Source organism: Dactylosporangium sp. NPDC051087 (assembly GCF_055586325.1).
This window is the reverse complement of the sequence record NZ_JBVJIJ010000002.1, coordinates 611,621-626,892: the sequence shown is the minus strand read 5'-3', so window position 1 is coordinate 626,892 and position 15,272 is coordinate 611,621. Positions and strand designations below refer to the sequence as shown.

General features: G+C 73.7%; 17 protein-coding genes. 6 read left to right on the top strand and 11 right to left on the bottom strand.

Going from position 1 to position 15,272, the window contains the following annotated elements; all coding sequences use genetic code 11:
• Window positions 1–36 precede the first annotated feature (36 nt).
• The 6 genes from ACZ6TV_RS06520 to ACZ6TV_RS06495 form a co-directional block, all read right to left on the bottom strand.
• A complete protein-coding gene (locus tag ACZ6TV_RS06520) occupies window positions 37–933 on the bottom strand; it encodes an MBL fold metallo-hydrolase (RefSeq protein ID WP_465296047.1) in 897 nt (298 codons plus the stop codon).
• A 242-nt stretch (window positions 934–1,175) separates the two neighbouring features.
• Window positions 1,176–2,072, bottom strand: a complete 897-nt coding sequence (locus tag ACZ6TV_RS06515) for a helix-turn-helix domain-containing protein (protein WP_465296045.1) — start codon at window positions 2,070–2,072, stop codon at window positions 1,176–1,178.
• Between the two features lie 86 nt (window positions 2,073–2,158).
• The gene (locus ACZ6TV_RS06510) at window positions 2,159–2,668 is read right to left on the bottom strand and encodes a nuclear transport factor 2 family protein (protein WP_465296043.1); all 510 of its coding nucleotides are present in this window, start codon (window positions 2,666–2,668) and stop codon (window positions 2,159–2,161) included.
• A gap of 614 nt (window positions 2,669–3,282) precedes the next feature.
• The gene (locus ACZ6TV_RS06505) at window positions 3,283–3,639 is read right to left on the bottom strand and encodes a hypothetical protein (RefSeq protein WP_465296041.1); all 357 of its coding nucleotides are present in this window, start codon (window positions 3,637–3,639) and stop codon (window positions 3,283–3,285) included.
• Window positions 3,640–3,698: 59 nt separating this feature from the next.
• Entirely contained in the window at window positions 3,699–4,712 is a 1,014-nt protein-coding gene (locus ACZ6TV_RS06500; RefSeq protein WP_465296039.1) for an S-adenosylmethionine:tRNA ribosyltransferase-isomerase, read from the bottom strand.
• Window positions 4,709–5,362, bottom strand: a complete 654-nt coding sequence (locus tag ACZ6TV_RS06495; RefSeq protein ID WP_465296037.1) for an SDR family oxidoreductase — start codon at window positions 5,360–5,362, stop codon at window positions 4,709–4,711. Before ACZ6TV_RS06495 ends, ACZ6TV_RS06500 begins: the two co-directional genes overlap by 4 nt.
• Before the next feature lie 125 nt (window positions 5,363–5,487).
• On the opposite strand from ACZ6TV_RS06495, the gene ACZ6TV_RS06490 reads away from it, so the two are divergent.
• Together ACZ6TV_RS06490 and ACZ6TV_RS06485 are read left to right on the top strand one after the other, a co-directional pair.
• A complete protein-coding gene (locus tag ACZ6TV_RS06490) occupies window positions 5,488–6,717 on the top strand; it encodes a GAF domain-containing sensor histidine kinase (RefSeq protein ID WP_465296035.1) in 1,230 nt (409 codons plus the stop codon).
• On the top strand, window positions 6,707–7,336 hold the full coding sequence (locus tag ACZ6TV_RS06485; protein WP_465296033.1) for a response regulator: 630 nt from the start codon (window positions 6,707–6,709) through the stop codon (window positions 7,334–7,336). The genes ACZ6TV_RS06490 and ACZ6TV_RS06485 overlap by 11 nt, the downstream gene beginning before the upstream one ends.
• Here ACZ6TV_RS06485 and ACZ6TV_RS06480 read toward each other — a convergent pair.
• The 3 genes from ACZ6TV_RS06480 to ACZ6TV_RS06470 are packed head-to-tail and all read right to left on the bottom strand — an operon-like array spanning window position 7,322 to window position 9,544.
• Window positions 7,322–8,152: a DUF1028 domain-containing protein gene (locus ACZ6TV_RS06480; protein WP_465296031.1), complete on the bottom strand. Its 831-nt coding sequence runs from the start codon at window positions 8,150–8,152 to the stop codon at window positions 7,322–7,324. The genes ACZ6TV_RS06485 and ACZ6TV_RS06480 overlap by 15 nt on opposite strands.
• A 19-nt stretch (window positions 8,153–8,171) precedes the next feature.
• Window positions 8,172–8,726 carry a hypothetical protein gene (locus tag ACZ6TV_RS06475; RefSeq protein WP_465296029.1) on the bottom strand — a complete coding sequence of 185 codons (555 nt, stop codon included), beginning with the start codon at window positions 8,724–8,726 and terminating at the stop codon, window positions 8,172–8,174.
• Window positions 8,723–9,544, bottom strand: a complete 822-nt coding sequence (locus tag ACZ6TV_RS06470) for a TetR/AcrR family transcriptional regulator (RefSeq protein WP_465296027.1) — start codon at window positions 9,542–9,544, stop codon at window positions 8,723–8,725. Before ACZ6TV_RS06470 ends, ACZ6TV_RS06475 begins: the two co-directional genes overlap by 4 nt.
• A 49-nt stretch (window positions 9,545–9,593) precedes the next feature.
• Here ACZ6TV_RS06470 and ACZ6TV_RS06465 point away from each other — a divergent pair, with 49 nt between their 5' ends.
• From ACZ6TV_RS06465 to ACZ6TV_RS06450, 4 genes are all read left to right on the top strand, one after another.
• Window positions 9,594–11,057, top strand: coding sequence for an MFS transporter (locus tag ACZ6TV_RS06465; RefSeq protein WP_465296025.1), 1,464 nt, complete (start codon window positions 9,594–9,596; stop codon window positions 11,055–11,057).
• Window positions 11,058–11,127: 70 nt separating this feature from the next.
• On the top strand, window positions 11,128–11,607 hold the full coding sequence (locus ACZ6TV_RS06460; protein ID WP_465296023.1) for a phage holin family protein: 480 nt from the start codon (window positions 11,128–11,130) through the stop codon (window positions 11,605–11,607).
• Window positions 11,604–11,984 (top strand): DUF3618 domain-containing protein, encoded by a 381-nt coding sequence (locus tag ACZ6TV_RS06455; RefSeq protein ID WP_465296021.1) that lies wholly within the window; start codon window positions 11,604–11,606, stop codon window positions 11,982–11,984. Before ACZ6TV_RS06460 ends, ACZ6TV_RS06455 begins: the two co-directional genes overlap by 4 nt.
• Window positions 11,981–12,241 carry a DUF4235 domain-containing protein gene (locus ACZ6TV_RS06450; protein ID WP_344503084.1) on the top strand — a complete coding sequence of 87 codons (261 nt, stop codon included), beginning with the start codon at window positions 11,981–11,983 and terminating at the stop codon, window positions 12,239–12,241. Before ACZ6TV_RS06455 ends, ACZ6TV_RS06450 begins: the two co-directional genes overlap by 4 nt.
• Before the next feature lie 457 nt (window positions 12,242–12,698).
• Here the strand turns inward: ACZ6TV_RS06450 and xylB are convergent, their stop codons facing one another.
• Both xylB and xylA read right to left on the bottom strand, forming a co-directional pair.
• On the bottom strand, window positions 12,699–14,111 hold the full coding sequence (gene xylB / locus ACZ6TV_RS06445) for a xylulokinase (RefSeq protein ID WP_465296018.1): 1,413 nt from the start codon (window positions 14,109–14,111) through the stop codon (window positions 12,699–12,701).
• Window positions 14,108–15,268 carry a xylose isomerase gene (gene xylA / locus ACZ6TV_RS06440; protein WP_465296016.1) on the bottom strand — a complete coding sequence of 387 codons (1,161 nt, stop codon included), beginning with the start codon at window positions 15,266–15,268 and terminating at the stop codon, window positions 14,108–14,110. Before xylA ends, xylB begins: the two co-directional genes overlap by 4 nt.
• Window positions 15,269–15,272 lie beyond the last annotated feature (4 nt).

Sequence of the window (15,272 nt, the reverse complement as noted above, 5' to 3'; positions counted from 1 at the left end):
GCCCCGCCGCGCTGGGCAGCGGGGCCGGGGCGGGCGTCAGTACCGGGGGAACGGCGCCCATCGGGTGAGTGCGAAGGCGTCACCGCGACGCTGCACTTCCAGGGCGCTGTGGCCGCTGAAGTGGGCGGGCAGGAGCAGCGCCGTGGTGTCCGCGGCCCAGCCGAGCAGGGCGGCGCGGGTGCGGCGGGCCTGCGCGGGGTCCTCGCAGAAGCAGCTGTTGGACTCCGGGTGGGTCAGCTGCAGCGGGGTGTGGACGAGGTCGCCGGCGAACAGCGCCCGGTCGCCGCCGGACAGTAGCTTGACGACGCTGGAGCCGGGGGTGTGGCCGGGGGCGGCCTCCAGGGTCAGGTGCTTGTCGACGGTGTACGAGCCTTCCCACAGGTGCACCTGGCCGGCGGCGTGCACCGGGGCGACGCTGTCCTCGTACACGAACTCGTTGACGCCTCCGGCGATGCCGGGATTGTCGGCCGGGTTCCAGTGGTGGAAGTCGGCGGCGGGCATCAGATAGGTGGCGTTGGGGAAGGTCGGCACCCACTCGCCGTCGACGAGGCGGGTGTTCCAGCCGACATGGTCGACGTGCAGGTGCGTGTTGATGACCAGGTCGACGTCCTCGGGGCGGACGCCTGCCTCCGCGAGCCGATCGAGGTAGCCGAGGTTCAGCCGGTGCCAGGGCTCGACCGCCGGGCGGTGCTTGTCGTTGCCGACGCCGGTGTCCACGAGGATGGTGCGGCCCTCGCTGCGCAGCAGCCAGGTCTGCATGGCGACGTGCACGAGGTCGTCGTCCGCGCCGAGATGGTCTGGGACCAGCAGGTCGGTGTTCGCCTGCCAGGCTTCGGCCGGCATGTCGGGGAAGAAGACGCCGGTCGGCATGATCGGGCCGTGCATCTCCTCGATGCGGGTGACGGTGACGTCGCCGATCTTGAGGTCGGTCATGGTGTGCTCCTTCGCGGAAACGGTCAGTGGCGCGGCAGCGTGGCCAGCACCAGGTTGGGGTCGGTGGCGGTGATGGAGGCGGCGCTGGACACGTACGCCGTGGTGCGCGGACCACGACCGAGGTGGGGTCGTTTGCGCATGGCTGTTCCTGTTCTCGAGTGGGTTCCGAGGCAGCACGTTCTGGGCGTGCGAGGTCCGGCCCTCCATGCGGAGCGCCCGGGAATGCCAGGTGAAAAGGCTTGTTACTCGCCCGTCAGCGTTTCGTGCCGACGCTCGGACGCGTCGGTGCGGCTGGTGGCGACGCTGTGGGCGAGCAACGTCATCGCGGCATGCGACGCCGAGCCGGGTTCCGTGGTCGCGATGACGATCGTGTGGTCCAGCTCGGTGCGCAGGGCATGCTGGGTGACGTGCATCGTGCCGACGAGCGGGTGGCGCATCTCGTACCCGGCGTCGTCCCCGGCCTTGACCCGCTGGCCGGCCCACATCGTGGTGAACTCGGCGCTCTTCACCGACAGCTCGCCGATGAGGTCGCGCAGCCTCGCGTCGTCCGGATAGTGCCCGGAGGCGGTCCGCAGCGTCGCCACCACCGCCCGCGCCTTGGCCGTCCAGTCGGCGTACAGCTCGCGGGTGTGCGCGTCGAGGAAGACCATCCGGGCCATGTTGGGCCGCTGGTTCGGCCGTTGCGGCGCCCCCGGTTCGAGGTGCCCGGCGAACAGCGAGTGGCCGAGCGCGTTCCAGGACAGCACGTCGCTGCTGCGGCCGAGCACCACGGCGGGAACGTCGCCCAGCGCGGTCAGCAGCCGCCGTACCGCCGGTGTCAGGCGCTGGGGTGCGGGCTTACGCCCGGCGGGCTGTCGGCGGGTGCCGCCGGCCAGTTCGTGCAGATGCCGTTGCTCGGCGTCGTTGAGATGCAGCGCCCGGGCGATGGCGTTGAGCACCTCGGGTGAGGCGTTGGACGACTGTCCCTGTTCCAGCCGTGAGTAGTAGGAGGCGCTGACGCCGGCCAGCAGGGCCAGTTCCTCGCGGCGCAGGCCCGGCACGCGGCGGCGGTCGCCGTACGTGGGCAGGCCGACATCCTCTGGCCGCAGCTGGGAGCGCCGGGTCTGGAGGAAGTCGCCGAGTCGTCGTCTCGCATCCATGTCACCGAGTATCGGCGCGGATTCCGGGGGCCTGCCACACCTTCGCAGGGATAGGCACCGCCGGCGGTGCCCGAGGTGACCGCCCGTCAATCCCCGTCCTGGGTGTGGCGCTCGTCGACCGCCGCTTTGAGCAGGTCGCGGGCCTCGGCGGCGCCGTCGAGCTGGCGGTTGACCCGGTGGGTGACCTGCCAGCCCTGCTCGGTGCGGACGAACTCCCAGCGGTTGGCGCCGGTGCGCCAGATCCGGAAGGTGCCGGTTGTCTCGTCGCGGAGCACCAGCTGTGAATAGGCGGTGGCGACGGCTCGGTCGCCGTCCACCTCCAGGTGCGGCAGGCCCTGCAGGTGGGCGGCGCCGGAGTGGATCAGGCGCTGGTGCAGGTCGCCGGTGATCATGTCGGCGATGGCCGTGCGCCCGTGCAGCACTGCCGGGTAGGTGTCGTAGACGCCGTCGTCGGTCCACAGCCGCGCGGTCGGGGCCGCCGAGCCGCTGTCGACGGCGGGACCGTACGTGGCGAGGATCTGCATGAGGGCCAGCCGGTCCTCGAGGTCCCTCACCCGGCGTTGCAGCTCGGCGATCGCGCGGTCAGGCTCCGTCATGCCGTTGCCTCTCAAAGGTTGACCACGTCGCCTGCGCGAAGAGCCCCCGAAACGCCGTCAGCCGTTCGGCACAGTGCTCCGCGCCGGGACCGCGCAGGACGACGTTTATCGTGGCCACGGCCGCCCGCAGCTGCTCGACGTGGTGGCGTGCGCCGCCGGGCCCGCGCCGGTCTCCCAGGCGCTGAACTGTCCGGGCGGCCGAGGACGGGACTGACGATGCCGGAGCACAAGCATGAGCTTACCAAGCGCTTGCTTGGTTCGGGAAGCCCTTCCGCGGAGGCCAGTCTGCGGTTGTCGGTGAACCAGGACAGGCACGACTCGATGAGCGACCGGCGACCTGCAGCCGGTGCAGCAGTTCGTGACGGACCTGTTCCCACAACCCGTGCCGGGTCCACTCGGTGAACCGGCGGTGCACCGACGGCCGGGACACCACGAAGAACGCCACGAACACCCCGGCTGCATCATGTGCGCGATCGCCGCAAGGACCGCCCGTCGTCCGCCGGGCGCTTCCCACCACCCTGGGGCCGTTTCGCAGCAGCCGGCATCAACGGATGCCGGGCCCGGACGGATCCGGCGCCGGGCGTCGCGGGCCGCGGCGGGACGTGACGGGTGGCTCAGCCGGTGAGCTCGCCGGGCGGGCCCTCGAACCGGGCCGCCCGCTCGCGCAGCAGCTGGCCGAACAGCCCGCTCGGCTGCCCGCAGTCGGCGCAGACGAAGTTGTCGTCGAGTCTCGGGCCGCCGCACTGGTCGCACGTCCCCCGGTCCCGCGGGTCCTGATATGCCCGCAGCGCCTCCACGAACGCCCGCGCCGCGCCCGGGGAGAGCGGCACCGGTGCCCCGCCGCCGACCCGCAGCTCGACGACGGCGGCACGGTCGCCGCCGGGCGGGTCGAACACGCCGACCCTGCGGGCGAACTCCTCCACAGCGGCCGCCACGTCACCGGCCGACGCGCCCGACCATCGCATCGTCATGCCCGCGACCCTAACCCCACCCCCCGACACTTTCCCGCACCCGTCACCCGGGGTGGCGGCTACGGCAGCAGCAGGTTCACGTCGCCGAACTCGTGCCAGAGGTACCCGTCCCGGACCGCCTCGGCGTAGCAGCGGGTGAGGAGGTCCCGGTCGGCGACCGCGGCGAGCAGGTCCAGGTGCGACGCCTTCGGCTCGTGCAGGCCGGTGAGCAGCCCGTCGACGGCCCGGACGCCGCGGTCCGGGGTGACGATCAGGTCGGTCCAGCCCTCGCCGGCGACGACCCGGCCGTCGGGGCCGGCGACCGTCTCCAGGGCGCGGACCGCGGTGGTGCCGACCGCGATGACCCGGCCGCCGCCGGTACGGGTGTCGTTGACCAGTCGTGCCGTCGCGGGCGGTACGCGGAACCACTCCGGGTACGGGCGTTCGTGCGCCTCGGGCGAGGCCACCCCGGTGTGCAGGACCAGCGGCGCGAGCTGCACGCCCGCCGACACGAGCCGGGTCACGACCCGGTCGGTGAACGGCCGCGCCGCGCTCGGCATCTCCGCGCTGCCCGGATGGGTGGCGAACACGGTCTGGTACGCCTCGATCGGCCACGGCCGCCGCACGTACGGGTAGCGGATCGGCTGCCCGTACCGCAGCAGCAGCTCGATCACGGGCGTCCCGGCGCTGACGGAGGCGAACCACAGCCTGCCCCGTGAATAGGGTTCCTCCAGGGTGACCGTCGCGCCGCCGGGCAGTGGCAGCGGGCCGGGCGCGCCGGGGTGCGGGCGGAGGCCGGCGTCGCGGACCTCGACGAGCCAGCGTCCGTCGGCGAGCCTCGTCGAGAAGTGCACCCGCAGCCGCGTGCCCTCCACAGCCATGGAGGCGGGCAGCGTGCCGGACGTGTTGACGACCAGCAGGTCGCCGGCGCGCAGCAGGTCGGGCAGGTCGGTGAAGCGGTGGTGGCCGACCGTCGAGCCCTGCCCGGCGAGCAGCCGCACCCCGTCGCGGGCGGTGCCGCGCGCCTCCGGCGGTTCGTGCGCCTCCAGCTCGGGTGGCAGCACGAAGTCGAGCGAGGTCATGGTGACCGTCACAGCCGCACCCGCCCCGACGGGGGCCGCGCGGTGACGAGGCCGACGAAGGCCGGGGTCACGGTCTCCGGCAGCGGCCGGTCGCTGATGTCCTCGCCGGGGAACGCCTCGGCGTGCATCTGGGTGCGCAGGTCGCCCGGGTCGACCCACCAGACGCGGACGGCCGGCTCCTCGACGGCGAGCACGTTGCTGGCCTGCTCGGCGGCGGCCTTGGCGGCGCCGTAGCCGCCCCAGCCCGCGTACGCCTCGACGGCCGCGTCGGAGGTGACGGTGACGACGGCGCCGTCGTGCTCGCGCAGCGCCGGCAGTGCGAGCTGGGTGAGGGCGAGCGGTGCGACGACGTTGACCTCGAACACGTCGCGGAGTGTCGCGAGTGGATAGTCGGCGAGCGGCGGTTGCGGGCTGGGCCCGAGGATGCCGGCGTTGTTGACGAGCAGGTCGAGCCGGCCGGTGCGCAGCGCCGCCTCGACGAGCGCGGCCCGGTGCGCGGGGTCGGTGACGTCCCCGGGCACCCGGATCACCCCCGCGGTGCCGGCAGGCCCGGCGGGAAGAGTCCGGCCGTCGACGACGACGGTCCAGCCGGCCGCCGCCAGGGCGGTGGTGAGCGCCTGTCCGAGTCCCCGGGAGGCGCCGGTGATGATGGCAGTTGGCATGGCACCGACGCTAGGCAGCGGCCGGCCGCCCGCCATCGGGCCGAGGACCGGGGACAGCGCGGGTCTTTGGTCCTAGGTCCAAGAGCCGACGTGTTCGTGGCCGCGGCGTCGGTACTGTCGGATCCATGGCCTCCTGTGACCGCGACGAGCTCCGCGAGGTCAGCGCGGCGGTGCTGGCCGTGACGGCGCACCTGTCGGTCCGCGAGGTGCTCCAGACGATCGTGGCGTCCGCCCGGCGGCTCCTGGACGCCGAATACGCGGCGCTGGGGATCCCGGACGGCAACGGGTCGTTCCGGGAGTTCCTCGCCGACGGCCTGTCCGACGCGCAGTGGCGGGCGATCGGCCCGCTGCCCCGCCAGCACGGGCTGCTCGGGGCGATGCTGCGCGACCCGAGCCCGGTCCGCTCGGCCGACATCCGGACGCATCCGCGGTTCGAGGGCTGGCCGTCCGCGCACCCGGAGATGGTCGACTTCCTGGGCATGCCGATCGTCGACGGCGACGAGATCCTCGGCGAGATCTTCCTCGCCAACAAACGCCGCCCCGACGCCGACAAGCACCGCCCCGACGCCGGCGAACGCCACCCTGACGCCGACGAGCACCACCCCGACGCCGGAAGGCGGCACCCCGGTGCGGGGCACGGCGGGTTCGACGCGGGCGACGAGGAGCTGCTGCGCCTGCTCGCCGCCCACGCCGCGATCGCCATCGTCAACGCCCGCCTGTACGAGCGCGGCCGCGAACTGTCCATCGTGGAGGAACGCCAGCGGATCGCGCGGGAGCTGCACGACGCGGTGACCCAGAAGCTGTTCAGCCTCCGGCTCACCGCCGAGGCGGCCGCGGCCCTGGTGACCCGGGACCCGCAGCGCGCCGTCGCCGAGCTGGACACCGTGCGCCGCCTGGCCGCCGACGTGACCGCCGAGCTCAAGTCGGTCGTGGTCGGCCTGCGCCCGGCCGACCTCGCCGGCGACGGCCTGGCCACGGCGTTGCGGCGGCAGGCCGAGCTCCTCGACCGGGTGCACGACGCCCGGATCAGGTTCACCGGCGACCAGCTGCCGAAGCTGTCCGAGGAGCGGCAGGAGGCGGCGTACCGGGTCGCCCAGGAAGCCCTGCACAACGCCCTGCGGCACGGCAGTCCCGGCAACGTCGGCATCGACCTGCGCCGGTCGGGTCGCGGCTTCACCCTCCGGGTCACCGACGACGGGACGGGGTTCGACGCCGGTACGCCACCCGGCGCCCAGCGCAGGCTCGGCCTCGCCTCGATGCGTGAGCGCGCCCGCAGCGTCGGCGGCAGGCTGACCGTGACGTCGAGGCCCGGCGCGGGCACCACCGTCGTCATGGAGGTCCCCGGTGGCTGCTGACACCCCGATCCGGGTCCTCGTCGTCGACGACCACCCGGTGGTGCGGCAGGGCCTGCGCACCTTCCTCGACCTGCAGGACGACATCGTGGTCGTCGGCGAGGCCCACGACGCCGCGTCCTGCGTCGCGGCGGCGGAGGCGACGGCCCCGGACGTGGTCCTGCTCGACCTCAGGATGCCCGGCGGCGACGGCGTCGAGGCCCTGCGGTCCATGCAGGGCCCGCAACGGCCCAGGGTGCTGGTCATCACCAGCTTCACCGACCCGGCCGCGGTCCTCCCCGCGGTGCGGGCCGGCGCCGCCGGTTACGTGTACAAGGACATCGACCCGCCGGCCCTGGCCGCCGCGATCCGCGCCGTGCACGCCGGTCACGTGCTGCTGCACCCCGACGTCGCGCGGCTGCTCACCGACAGCGGCCCGGCGCCGGAGTCCGCCCACCTGACCGCCCGGGAGCGGGAGGTCCTCGCCGAGGTCGCCCGCGGCCGGTCCAACCGGGAGATCGCCCGCGCGCTCGGCCTGGCGGAGAAGACGGTGAAGACGCACGTGAGCGCCATCCTGACGAAGCTCGGCGTGCAGGACCGCACCCAGGCCGCCCTGTACGCCGTCCGCTCAGGCCTGAGCTGAAGCCGGTCGACCCGCCGCGCGCAGGTGGGCCAGGACGAGCGGGTCGACGGCGCCGTCGACGAGGCGCTCCTCCAGGTTCTCCACGCCCGCCCAGCCGGCCAGGTCGGTGAAGCCGAGCGCGGTGACGCGCCGGGCCACCTCGTCGGCGAGCTCGCCGGTCAGCGGCAGGAGCGTCGCCGGGTCGGGTTTGCCGAAGTACAGCTCCCACAGGTCGATCAGGCCGCCGAGCCGGGTCACCGGATCCGGGTCGTCGTCGACGCGCAGGTCGACCTCGACGTCGCTGAGGCCGCCGTACCCGGCGCCGCGGCGCACGACGAGCAGCGCGGCGCTCTGCCGGCCGCGGCTGTCGCCACCGGCCCGGTCGCCCGCGGCGAGCGCGGCGTGCAACCGCCTGGCGAGGGGCTCGCCGGGCGCGGCGAGCCAGGCGGCCTCCATGTCCCGCACGACCTCCGGCCCGGTGAGGATGTTGCCCTGGATCGCATACCCGTCCCCGGCGACCCCGCCCGCCCAGGCGAAGCACTCGTCGCCGGTGAACGTGGCGCCCGCGCCGTCCCGCCCGACGACGCCGAGCTGCCGGGTCGCCCGGCCCGGGTCGGCGGCGGTGAGCCCGGCGACGGTGTCCGCGGCGGCCGTTCCGGTGCGCAGCAGCGCCAGGCCCTGCACCCGGTAGGCGAGGTTCGCGAACGACTGCGTGGCCAGGGCCCCGACCTCGGCCTCCGCGGCGGGGACGGCGGCCCCCACGGCGAGGAACTTGCTGGCCACGGCGACACCGAGCGACAGCCCGTCAGCGGATCGGCCCACGATCGAGAACGTCATGGCGCATACCGTAAAGGACTCAGGACGGCAGGGTGCCCGGCGGCTGGGACAGGCAGACGAACGGCCCGCGCACTCCGGCGCTGAATCGCTCCGCCGCCCGCAGCGCCACCTCGACCCGCCGCTGCGGCGCCATCCTGGACCCGGCGGTCGCGAACAGCGCCCCGAGCGCGATCTCGTCGCCGACGCCGACCGCGGCATACCCGTCGGCCGCCTCGGCGACCTGGTAGTCGTCGTGGACGGTGAACAGCCGCCCCTTCACGCCGACGAGGAACGTGCCGCCCTCTTCGCGCTCGCTGTCGCGGCGGGCCCAGCCGCCGGCCTTCAACGCCTCGCGGACCGAGTCGATGAAGCGCGTCGCCATGAAACGCTCTATGTCGCCGACCGGCTTCGGGGGTTTCAGCGCGTACCGGATGAGCTGCCCCATCCGGAACGACGTGGTGAAGCCGAAGAGGTAGCCGTTGTTGTGGAACACCTTGCTGTCGGCGCGCACGGTCAGGCTCCATCCCGACGCGCCCGCGCTGTCCCCGCCGATGTACACGGTCCCGGTGTGCACCAACCCCACGATCGCCGTCATGCCCCGCCCCCGTCCACGCCGTCCACACCTGACTCAAGCACAACGGGTGCCTCGGCCGGCGCGCCGGGCCGGGCATACCGCGCCAGACCGTCGACCATCAGGTCGATCGCGAAGGCGAAGCGCTCGTCGCCGCTGCCCTCCGTCATCGCCGGGGCCATCGCGACGAGGTTCGGGAAGCGGTCCACGGGCAGCGAGCCGTAATACTCCCGGACCTGCGCCAGATAGGGCTCCACGTCCGCCTCCGTCTGCCGGCCGTGGCTGACGTGGATCGCGGACTCGACGGCGTCGGCGACGATCACCAGCGACATCTGGTCCATGCCCCAGGCGGCGATCTTGTCGGGGATGCCGGCGCCGCGCAGGACGGCGAGCATCGCCTCGGTGTACCGCAGCGAGTTGGGCCCGGTAGGTATGTTCGCCCGGGCGACCTTGACCAGGTCACGGTGCGCGAGGAACACCGCGCGGCTGTCCCAGCAGCTCCGCTTCACCACCGCGGCCCAGTCCCCCCGGCGCGCCCGCGTGGGGGCGACCGGCAGGGGGATCTCGCCGATCACCCGGTCGAGCAGCTGCTCCAGCAGCTCCTCCTTGTTGGCGAAATACGCATACAGCGAGGCCGGTCCGGTCCCCAGCTCCTGGGCCACCCGCCGCATGCTCAGCGCGTCGAGGCCGTCCTTGTCGACGAGCCGGAGCGCGGTCTCGATCACGGCCTCCGCGCTGAGCGGCTGCCGCGCCGCGGGCGCCTTCCGCCGGGCCTTCCAAGGTGGCGCCGGCAGGCCCGCTTCGGGAAGCGCGCTGGACTCGGAGACGGCTCGGGCTGGCACCCGCCAATCCTACTTGACACGAACAGCGTTCGTACGTAGAACCGTGTTCGTGACAAACGAACAGCGTTCGAAAACGCCGTACCGCTGGCGCTGGGCCGTGCTCGCCGTGGTCCTCGCCGCCGAGGTCATGGACCTCCTCGACGCCACGGTCATCGCCATCGCCGGCCCGTCCATCCGCGCCGACCTGGACGGCGCCGGCACGGCCTTCCTGCAGTGGCTCTCGGCCGGCTACACCCTGGCGTTCGCCGTCGGCCTGGTCAGCGGCGGGCGGCTCGGCGACATCTTCGGGCGCCGCCGCATGTTCCTCGCCGGGGCCGCCGGCTTCACCCTCATGTCGCTGCTGTGCGCCGTCGCGCCCGGCCCGGCCACCCTCGTCGTGTGCCGGATCCTGCAGGGCCTCGCCGGGGCGGTCCTCATCCCGCAGGGCCTGGGCCTGATCAAGGCCACCTTCCCGCCGGAGCAGGTCGGGGCCGCGTTCGGCGCGTTCGGCCCGGTGATGGGCCTGTCCGCGGTGTGCGGCCCGATCCTCGCCGGCGTCCTCGTCGACGCCGACCTCTTCGGCACCGGCTGGCGGATGATCTTCCTGATCAACCTGCCGGTCGGGGCCGCGGCCCTGATCGGCGCCTGGCTGGTCCTGCCGCGCGGCGGCGACACCGATCCCCGGCTGCGGCTCGACCTCGCCGGCACGGTCCTGCTGAGCGGCTCGCTGCTGCTGCTCGTCTTCCCCCTGGTGCAGGGCCGCGAGCTGGGCTGGCCCTGGTGGTCGTGGGCCGTGATGGCCCTGTCCCTCCCCGTTTTCCTGCTGTTCCAGGGGTACCAGCGGCGCCTGCACCGCACGGGGCGCAGCCCGCTGATCGAGCCGAGCCTGCTCGCCAAGCAGCGGTTCACGGCGGGCCTGCTCGTCGGCCTGATCTTCTTCGCCGGGCTGATGGGCCTCACCCTGATCCTGAGTGTGTACCTCCAGCTCGGGCTGGGCTTCTCGCCGCTGCGCGCGGGCCTCACCCAGTCGCCGTGGGCGTTCGGCACCGCCGCCGGGGCGGTCGCCGGGCACATGCTCAGCGCCAGGTTCGGCGGCCGGCGGCTCCTCGTCGGCGGCACCGCCGTCCTCGCCGCCGGGGTCGTCACCCTGCTGGCCACCCTGGCGGTGGTCGACGGCCCGGTCTCGTCCGTGGCGCTGCTGCCGGCGCTGCTGGTGATCGGCCTCGGCATGGGCTGCTCGATGGCGCCGTACTTCGACATCGTCCTGGCCTCGGTCGACGAGCACGAGGTCGGCTCGGCGTCCGGCACCCTGACCGCGGCCCAGCAGGTCGGCGGCGCGATCGGCGTCGCCGCGCTCGGCACCGCGTTCTTCGCGTGGGCCGGGCCGGGCTTCGACGACGGGCTGCGGCAGGTGCTGTGGCTGGAGCTCGGCCTGCTCGCCCTCGCCGCCGCCCTGTCATTCCTCCTGCCGGAACGCGCCCGCCCCGAAGAGGCCGCCGCGCCTGGTCCGGAGGTGGTCCCGGCGGCCGGGTGACAGAGCCGGTGACGTGGGTTAACCCGGGCGTTCACGGGGAAACAGGTACATGCGGGCGAGAGGAGAAGCCATGACGTACACCGTGAACGACCGGCCGGCCACCGCGCCGCGCGTGCAGTCCCCGCCGATCCCGGCGACCGCCGTCTCGGCGACCGACCACCGCTCAACCGCGGACCTGGTCAAGCTGGCCGCCGAACAGATCTCCACCCTGGTGCGGGACGAGCTGAAGCTGGCCCAGGTCGAGCTGGCCCAGAAGGGCAAGCGGGCCGGGGTCGGCGTCGGCATGTTCGGCGGGGCCGGCCTCGTCGCGCTGTACGGCGTGGGTGCCGTCCTCGCGGCCGCCATCATCGCCCTCGCGGCGGTCATCCCGGCGTGGCTGTCGGCGCTGCTGGTCGGTGTGGTCCTGCTGGCGGTCGCGGGGGTCCTCGCGCTGCTCGGCAAGACGCAGGTGCGCAAGGCCGTGCCGCCGGTGCCGCAGGACGCGGTCGCCAGCGTCAAGGCCGACATCGACACGATCACCCACTCCGTCAAGGACCGGGGGCACCGATGACGGCGACGCATTCGACGAACGGGCACGCCACCCCGACCGACCCCGAGGCGCTCCGGCAGGAGATCGCCCGGACCCGGGCGGGGCTCGGCGAGACCGTCGAGGCCCTCGCGGCCAAGGCGGACGTGAAGACCCGCGCGCAGGACGCCGTCTCCACGTCGGTGACGGCCGCGAAGCTGCGGATGCGTGAGGGTGTCGAGCAGGTCGCGGTCAACGCCGCGTATGCGGGTCGCGAGCTGCGGACCCACCCGCGCCGGTCGATGGAGCTCACGCTGCAGCGGATGGTGCGGTCGGTCCGGGAGCGCCCGGCGCCGTGGGTGGTGGCCTCGGGGCTGCTGGTCCTCATGGCCCTGGTCGGTTACCGGAAGGGGCGCGAGTGAACAAGGTCCTGTACAAGCCGTTCAGCATCGCGTTCAGCGTGGCCGGCGGTGTCGCCGCCGGGATCGTGTTCAAGCAGATCTGGAAGCGGCTGTCCGGCGAGGACGAGGCGCCCCAGGCGACGTCCCGGGACTACGGCTGGGGCGAGGTCCTCGCGGCCGCCGCGCTGCAGGGCGCGATCTTCGCCGTGGTGAAGGCCGCGATCGACCGCGGCGGCGCGGCCGGTGTCCGCCGCCTCACCGGCGACTGGCCCGACTGACGGGCATCCCGGCACAGGCGTGAGAAGGGTCTCCCCCACCCGGGGAGGCCCTTCTTCGTGTCCTCCGGCCGGTGGACACGGTGTCGTCCGGTGTGCCCCGGCAACGCATGCGCTCCCGGCCCGGAACCGTTCCGCGCAACACGGACGGCCCAAAGTCTGTCCTGCGAACGTGATCCAGCGCCGGCCCCGCACGAGGGAGCGGAACCGGCGCGCGGGAGTCCGGTGTCGGGCCGTCGGGCGGACGACCCGGCACCGGAACCCCGGTCACGTGTTCCGCGACCGCCACACCAGCAGCACCGCACGGATGCACAGCACGGACGCACGCCGCCACGCACGGACGCACCACCCGGGCGGCGAGGGCAGGATGCCAGGGAGAAAACGGGTCCGGGCCGGGATGCCCCAACAACATCCCGGCCCGCCCACCACCGGGCGCCTCACCAAACACCCTCGGGCAGTCCTACCGCAGCAGCGCCTGCGCCCTGTCCCGCACGTCGGCGTACACCTTGCGGGTCTGCGCCGGGCTCTCCGCCACGACCTGGGTCCCGGTCGCCGTTCCCGGCACCTGCCAGGCGGGCGCCTCCGCGCCGCCGTCGAGGACCCACGCGGCCTGCCGGGCGGCGCCGAGGGCGACGTACTCCCCCGGGTCCGGCACCGCGACCGGCACCCCGAAGAGCGCCGGCGCGACCTCGCGGACCGCGGCGGACGCCGCCGCACCGCCGATGAGCAGGACCCGCTCGACCGGCACCCCGAGGGTCCGCACCGCGTCGATGCCGTCGGCGAGACCGCACAGCATCCCTTCGACGGCGGCCCGGGCCAGGTTCGCCGGGGTGGCGTTGCCGCGGGTGAGGCCGTTGAGCAGCCCCCGCGCGTCGGGCAGGTTCGGGGTGCGCTCCCCGTCGAGGTACGGCAGCAGCGTCAGCCCGCCCGCCCCCGGCCCCGCGGACCGGGCCAGCTCGTCCAATGTGGACAGGTCGACGCCGAGCAGCGCCGCGGCGGTGGACAGGACACGTGCGGCGTTGAGCGTGCAGACCAGCGGCAGGTGCCGGCCGGTCGCGTCGGCGAACCCGGCGACCGTGCCGCTGGCGTCCGCGAGCGGCCGCTCCGACACCCCGAACACCGTGCCGGAGGTGCCCAGCGACACGACGATGTCGCCGGGGCGCAGGCCGAGCCCGAGCGCGGCGGCCATGTTGTCGCCGGTGCCCGGCGCAAGAAGGGCACCGGCGACGGTCTCACCCACCACCTCGGCCGGGCCGGCGACCCGTGGCACGGCGAGGTCCTTGCCGAACGCCATCCGCAGCAGCTCCGTCTGGTACGACCCGGAGGCCGGCGACCAGTAGCCCGTCCCGGACGCGTCGCCCCGGTCGGTGGTCGGGCCGGCGCCCTTGTCCGCGCGCAGCAGGTGGGTGATCCAGTCGTGCGGCAGCATGACGCTCGCGGCGCGGGCCGCGTTGTCCGGCTCGTGCTCGGCGACCCACCGCAGCTTCGTCACGGTGAAGCTGGCCACCGGCACCGACCCGGTCGCGGCGGCCCACGCGGCGGCGCCGCCCGGCAGCTCGGTGATCAGGTCGGTGGCCGCGCCGGCGGAGCGGGTGTCGTTCCACAGCAGGGCGTCGCGCACGACGTCGCCGGCCTCGTCGAGCAGCACCATCCCGTGCTGCTGCCCGCCGATGCCGATCGCGGCCACGCCGTCGAGCAGCCCGTCGCCGGTCGCCTCACCGAACGCCCGCCACCAGTGGGCCGGGTCGACCTCGGTCGCGTCGGGATGCCCGGCGCGACCTTCCCGCACGACCTCACCGGTGTCCGCGTCGCAGACGAGCACCTTCGTCGACTGGGTGGACGTGTCGACGCCCGCCACCAGCCGTTGGGTCATGACCGGACGCCCAGCAGGTGCTCCATCGCCAGCTGGTCGAGGTATTCGAACGCGCCACCGCGGGCGGCGAGCTTGTCGACGTCGAACTCCTCGGCGCGCAGCGACTCGATCGTCTCGCCCTCGCCGAGGGTCGGCTCGTAGAGCTCGTTGACCCGGGCCGCCTCGAGAGCCGCGGCGACCTCCGGGTCGGCCCGGAACGACGCCACCCGCTCCTTGAGGATCAGGTAGTTGCGCATGCAGGCGCGCGCGGTCTCCCACACGCCGTCGTAGTCCTCGGTGCGCGGCGGCTTGTAGTCGAAGTGGCGGTAGCCGGTGTACCCACCGGTCTCCAGCACGTCGACGGTCCAGAACGCGCCGCGCAGGTTGCCGGCGCCGAAGCGCAGGTCCTGGTCGAAGCGGGGACCGTGCTGGCCGTTGAGGTCGATGTGGAAGAGCTTGCCGTGCCACAGCGCCTGGGCGATGCCGTGCGCGAAGTTGAGGCCCGCCATCTCCTCGTGCCCGACCTCGGGGTTGAGGCCGACGCGGTCGGGCTCCTCCAGGGTCGAGATCAGCGCGAGGGCGTGGCCGATCGTCGGCAGCAGGATGTCGCCGCGGGGCTCGTTGGGCTTCGGCTCGAGGGCGAAGCGGATGTCGTAGCCCTGGTCGCGCACGTACGCGCAGAGGAGGTTGAGCCCCTCGCGGTAGCGGTCCAGCGCCGCCGACACGTCCTTGGCCCCGCCGGACTCCGCACCCTCACGGCCGCCCCACAGCACGTAGGTCTCCGCGCCGAGCTCCGCCGCCAGGTCGATGTTGCGCAGCACCTTCTTGATCGCGAAGCGGCGGACCGCGCGGTCGTTGGAGGTGAAGCCGCCGTCCTTGAAGATCGGGTGGCTGAAGAGGTTGGTGGTGACCATCTCGACGCGGATGCCGGTCGCCTTGAGCGCGTCCTTGAACCGCGAGATCAGGTGGTCGCGGGTCGCGTCGTCGCTGCCGAAGGGGAACAGGTCGTCGTCGTGGAACGTGACCGCGGCGGCGCCGAGGTCGGACAGCCGGTGGACGGCCTCGACGGAGTCGAGCGGGGCGCGGGTCGGCCCGCCGAAGACGTCCTGGGCCTGCCAGCCGACGGTCCACAGCCCGAACGAGAACTTGTCGGCGCGGCTGGGCTGGTAATCGTTCATGGAA